Source organism: Pseudoxanthobacter sp. (genome assembly GCF_036822375.1).
Lineage (GTDB): Bacteria > Pseudomonadota > Alphaproteobacteria > Rhizobiales > Segnochrobactraceae > Pseudoxanthobacter.
This window is the reverse complement of record NZ_DAISHT010000117.1, coordinates 6734-10864: the sequence shown is the minus strand read 5'-3', so window position 1 is coordinate 10864 and position 4131 is coordinate 6734. Positions and strand designations below refer to the sequence as shown.

The following is a 4131-nucleotide window of genomic DNA, read 5'->3' as shown; positions in this document are numbered from 1 at the left end:
CCGCCTCCGGTCCCTTAAACCCCGCCCCTTCCCCGCCCTGCTGCCGCGGCCCTGCCGGCGCCGCGCTGACGGGTGCGACACGGCTCAAGCTGCGGTCATCAAGCGATGTCGTTCACCGAGATCGTCCTGGTCCTCGCCCCCGTCTTCGGCCTGCTGGCGCTGGGCTGGGGGGCGGCGGCACTGCGCATTCTGCCCGCACCGGTCGGCGATGCGCTCGGGGCCTTTGCCGCTACCGTCTCGCTGCCCACGCTGCTGTTCAACGCGCTGGCCACCGCCCATTTCCCCGATCTGTCGCCATGGCCGTTCTGGGGCGCCTATTTCAGCGGCGTGGTGGTGGCATGGGTCGCCGGCGATATCTGCTATCGCCGCTTCTTCGGCGGCGATCCGCGGCTGGGCGTGGTGGCGGGCGTCTCAGCCGCTTTTTCCAACACCGCCATGCTGACCATCCCGGTGGTGTTCTCGGTCTGGGGCAAGGCCGGCGACGTGCCGATCCTGCTGCTGCTGTCCGTCCACACGCCGCTGATGACCATTGTCGCCACGCTGCTGTTCGAGCACCACGAGGCAAAGGCGGAGGCCCGCGCCTTCAGCCCGCTGGCGCTGATGCGGCGCATGGTCATCAACATCCTGAAGAACCCCATCGTCATCGGCATTCTGGCAGGCGCCGTGGTGCGCACGCTGCAAATCCCCATCGAGGGGCCGTTCAGGGAGGTGGTGCACCGGCTTGCCGACACCACCGTGCCGGTGGCGCTGTTCGCCCTCGGCATGAGCCTGAAGCGCTATGGCATCGGCGGGCATCTGGTGCCGTCCAGCATGCTGGTGCTGCTGAAGCTGATGGTGATGCCGGCGGTGGTGTTCTTCATGAGCCGCCATGTCTTCACCATGCCGCCGATCTGGTCGGCGGTGGCCACGGTTTCGGCGGCCTCGGCCACCGGCGTCAACGCCTATCTCATCGCCAACCGGGCGGGCGTCGGCATGGGCCTTGCCTCCAACACCATCACCCTGTCCACCGCCGCCGCCGCCCTCACCCTCGGGCTGTGGCTCGCCATCATCGGCCTGCCGTAAGGTTCGCAAGCCCCACACGGGCGCGGATCTGCGCCGGCGTCGCGCCCTGCGCCCGCAGCGCCCCGAGCGCCGTATCCCCGGCCGACTTGGAGAGCTTGCGCCCGCTTTCATCCACGATCAGGCGGTGGTGGTGATAGACCGGCGCCGGCAGGCCGAGCAGCCTTTGCAACAGGCGGTGGACGGCAGTTGCCGCAAACAGGTCCCGCCCGCGCACGACATGGGTGATGCCCTGCAGGCCGTCGTCCACCACCACGGAAAGATGGTAGCTGGTCGGCGTCTCCTTGCGCGCCAGCACGATATCGCCCCAGCGCCACGGCAGAGCGGCGATGCGGCCGCTTTGCCCGCACGGTCCGGCCCCGGTTTCGTCCCAGAAAAGCGTGTCTCCGGCCGCCGCCAGAGCCTTTTCGTGATCGAGGCGCAGCGCCATCGGCGCGTCGCCGGCGCGCCGGCGGGCAATTTCGGCCGCCGGCAGCACCGCCTCGTCGCCGGCGAACACGATGGCGCCATCCGGATCGCGCGGCCACGGCCGGCCGGCCGCCTGCGCGGCCGCAGCGGCATCGGCGATCTCGCGGCGCGAGGCGAACGAGGGAATGACCAGCCCGCGCCGCACAAGCCCGTCCAGAGCGGCGCGATAGTCGGCAAAGTGACGGGACTGGTGCCGCACCGGCTCTTCCCAGTGCAGGCCGAGCCAGCGCAGATCGTCGAAAATCGCGGCCTCGAATTCCGGCCGGCAGCGCGTCCGGTCGATATCCTCGATGCGCAGCAGCAGCCGGCCGCCGGCTGCCTGCGCCCTGTCGGCATTGAGGAGGGCAGAGAGCGCGTGGCCCAGATGCAGGCGGCCGTTGGGGCTGGGCGCAAAGCGGAACACGGGGCGATTCAAATCGGCGGCCTCTTCGGGCACGATGGCGCTTCGCGCCACCGTTTTCAGATCGGCTGCCGACGATGCACACCACGGGCGAAAATGCCATCCCCCCGCCGCCCGCCCCCCGCCCGCAGCGCATCGACAGCGCCGGCGACATCGCCTTTGCGCTCCGCGAGCTGCTGGCCGCCGATGCCCGCCTCGGGCCGGTGGCGGCGGTGGCGGGCGCCATTCCGCTGCGGCGCGAGGCCGCCGATTTCCGCGGCCTTGCCCGGCTGGTGGTGGCGCAGCTCGTGTCGGCGGCCTCCGCGCGCGCCATCTGGAACCGGCTGGAGGCAGCCGGCGGCGCCGGGCCGGAAGGCTTCCTGCGGCTTGGCGACGAGGGCTGGAAGGCGGCCGGCCTTTCCCGAGCCAAGGCGGCGACCATCGCCGGGCTTGCCCGCGCCGTTGCGGAAGGCCGGCTCGATCCCGCCCGCCTCGCCGCGCTTTCCGGCGCGGAAGCCCATGCCGCGCTCACCGCCTTTCGCGGCATCGGGCCGTGGACGGCCGACACCTTCCTGATGTTCTGCGCCGGGCACCCGGATATCTTCCCGGCCGGCGACATGGCGCTGCGCATTGCCGTGGGCGAGGCGCTGGGGCTGGCGGCGCGGCCCGACAGCCGGCATCTTGCGGCGATCGCCGAAGCATGGCAACCGTGGCGCGCGGTGGCTGCCCGGCTGTTCTGGGCCTATTATGGCGCCCGCCGCACCGCCGGCGCCGGCCTGCCGCTGCCGGACTGACACCGCCCCTTTTGCCACCGGATATCTGCACCATGGCCGCACTCGATGGACCCCGCCTCAGCCCCCGTTCCGGCGGGCCGGCCCGCAAGCTCGTTGTGGTGCTGCACGGTTACGGGGCCGACGGCAGCGATCTGATGCCGCTCGCCGATGCCATCGGCGACATGCTGCCGGATGTGGCCTTTGCGCTGCCCCACGGGCCGGCGCCGTGCGGCGGTGCGCCGTTCGGGCGGGAGTGGTTCCCGATCTCCTTCACCGATCCCTCGGAGTTCGACCGCGGGGCCGATGCCACGCGCGACCTGCTGGAGCGCTTCATCGCCGGCGAACTCGCCTGGCACGGCCTGACGGACCGCGACCTTGCGCTGATCGGCTTCAGTCAGGGGGCGATGATGGCGCTGCACACCGGCCTGCGCCGGCCGGCGGCCCCGGCGCTGATCCTCAGCTATTCCGGCCTGCTGCCGGCGCCGGCCCGCGTGAAGGCGGAGGCCGTGCGCCCGCCCCCCCATGTGGTGCTGGTCCACGGCGAGTTCGACGATATCGTGCCGCCGCAGGCGATGCTCGATGCCTACAACACGCTGACGGAAGCCGGCGTGCCGGTCGACATGCACGGCCGCCCCGGCCTCGGCCACGGCATCGATGCGGAAGGCGTGGCCATCGGCATCGCCTCGCTGGCGGATGCCTTCAGCCGCTGAGGCCCGCCGGGCTTTTTGCAGATGCGAACGGCGCGGTCGAATCGGCCGCAGCCGGCACGGCGGCATTTAACGATGGCCGGCGGCGGGCGGGACTTCACACGCCCGACATGATGGCTCTACACTCTGGTCCGCGCTCGTCCACAGGGACACCGATCCCCGGCATGAGGAGCAGACTGTGACTGTCGCCGTCTCGCCCGATGCGCATCCGACCCTGGTGCTCAACGCCGACTACCGTCCGTTGAGTTATTACCCCTTGTCGCTCTGGTCCTGGCAGGATGCGATCAAGGCGGTTTTCCTCGACCGGGTCAACATCGTATCCGAATACGATGTCAGCGTGCGCAGCCCCACGTTCGACATGCGCATTCCCAGCGTCGTGTCGCTGAAAACCTACGTCAAGCCGGCCCGCAATCCGGCCTTCACCCGGTTCAACGTCTTCCTGCGTGACCGGTTCGAGTGCCAGTATTGCGGATCGAAGACCGATCTCACCTTCGATCATCTGATTCCGCGCTGCCGCGGCGGCCAGACGACATGGGAGAACGTGCTGGCGGCCTGTTCGCCGTGCAATCTCCTGAAGGGCTCTCGCAGTTGCGAAGAGATCGGCCTGCATCCGCGCCACAGGCCGTTCCGGCCGACGGTGCAGGACCTGCACAACAACGGGCGTCTGTTCCCGCCCAACTACCTGCATGAAAGCTGGCTCGACTTCCTCTACTGGGATGCCGAACTGGAACCCTGATTCGCAGCC

The 4131-nt window shown here is 70.1% G+C and carries 5 protein-coding genes; 4 read left to right on the top strand and 1 reads right to left on the bottom strand.

Annotation, left to right across the window (positions count from 1 at the left end; genetic code table 11):
* Positions 1 to 105: 105 nt before the first annotated feature.
* Positions 106 to 1062 (top strand): AEC family transporter, encoded by a 957-nt coding sequence (locus tag V7067_RS11580; protein WP_334176060.1) that lies wholly within the window; start codon positions 106 to 108, stop codon positions 1060 to 1062.
* Here V7067_RS11580 and gluQRS read toward each other — a convergent pair.
* Positions 1046 to 1942, bottom strand: coding sequence for a tRNA glutamyl-Q(34) synthetase GluQRS (gluQRS, locus tag V7067_RS11575; protein WP_334176059.1), 897 nt, complete (start codon positions 1940 to 1942; stop codon positions 1046 to 1048). The genes V7067_RS11580 and gluQRS overlap by 17 nt on opposite strands.
* A gap of 62 nt (positions 1943 to 2004) precedes the next feature.
* Between gluQRS and V7067_RS11570 the strand changes: the two genes are divergently transcribed.
* The 3 genes from V7067_RS11570 to V7067_RS11560 all read left to right on the top strand — a co-directional run bounded on the left by V7067_RS11570 (position 2005) and on the right by V7067_RS11560 (position 4122).
* The gene (locus V7067_RS11570; RefSeq protein WP_334176058.1) at positions 2005 to 2700 is read left to right on the top strand and encodes a DNA-3-methyladenine glycosylase 2 family protein; all 696 of its coding nucleotides are present in this window, start codon (positions 2005 to 2007) and stop codon (positions 2698 to 2700) included.
* 32 nt (positions 2701 to 2732) lie between these two features.
* Positions 2733 to 3389: a prolyl oligopeptidase family serine peptidase gene (locus V7067_RS11565; protein WP_334176057.1), complete on the top strand. Its 657-nt coding sequence runs from the start codon at positions 2733 to 2735 to the stop codon at positions 3387 to 3389.
* Positions 3390 to 3564: 175 nt separating this feature from the next.
* Entirely contained in the window at positions 3565 to 4122 is a 558-nt protein-coding gene (locus tag V7067_RS11560) for an HNH endonuclease (RefSeq protein ID WP_334176056.1), read from the top strand.
* The last annotated feature ends 9 nt before the right edge of the window (positions 4123 to 4131 follow it).